Here is a 724-nt window from a genome sequence, read left to right as displayed (position 1 = left end):
TCCGACACCGCCCCACCTCTGACAGATTTCTGCGATCTGGTAGATCCACGCCATGCGTGGATGAATCTCCATCGAGTTCGAATACTTCGACAATTGAACAAAGAGCATCCACGCATGGCGTGGATCTACAGAAAGCAATGCCGACAGATCGCGGAGAACTGTCGAAGGCGGGGTGGGTCCGGTTGCGGGGGCGTGAGCGCCATGGATGGCGCGACCGAGGCTACATGGACGTATTTACGCCGTCCCCCGCAACCGGACCCACCCCGCCATCCCACGGAATGCACGCTGTTGCTTCGGCTGTTGCCCCTGAGGTTGCCGGCCAGCGGCCGGCACTACCGAATCGCATCACCGTTGCGGTTGCGGGGTGATCACCTGTGTCGGCAACCGCGCCGGCGGTGCCGGGTTCGGCACCCAGATCGCCACGCCGGCGGCACGCTTCTGCGTGGTCGGAATGCCAATGCCGACGCCACCGCCGACATGCGAACCGAAGGTGCCGGCACCCACCGACATGCCCACCGGCGAGCCGCTGCTGCCCACGCCCATCAGCACCACGCCATTGGCGCCCAGTGCCGCCGCTTCTCGCTTCAGGCGTGCCACTGCGGCATCGGTCTGGCCCTGCGTGCCGAACCCGACCGCCGAGGCCGACTCCAGCTGGGCAATCTCCTGGGAGCCGGCCGGTGGCGTCGAATAGATCTGCACCAGCGCCGGATCGATCGGTGCCCGG

The 724-nt window shown here is 66.2% G+C and carries 2 protein-coding genes; both read right to left on the bottom strand.

Features of this window, described 5'->3' with window-relative positions:
* Positions 1-220: 220 nt before the first annotated feature.
* On the bottom strand, positions 221-349 hold the full coding sequence (locus tag C9414_RS20725) for a hypothetical protein (RefSeq protein ID WP_258182659.1): 129 nt from the start codon (positions 347-349) through the stop codon (positions 221-223).
* Positions 346-724, bottom strand: a 379-nt coding sequence (locus C9414_RS20720) for a YbjQ family protein (RefSeq protein ID WP_107164297.1), incomplete at its 5' end; no start/stop codon positions are given. The genes C9414_RS20720 and C9414_RS20725, both read right to left, overlap by 4 nt.

This window comes from Bacillus sp. Nf3 (assembly GCF_003028545.1).
GTDB lineage: Bacteria > Bacillota > Bacilli > Bacillales > Bacillaceae > Bacillus > Bacillus safensis.
This window is presented reverse-complemented; position numbering and strand designations above follow the sequence as displayed.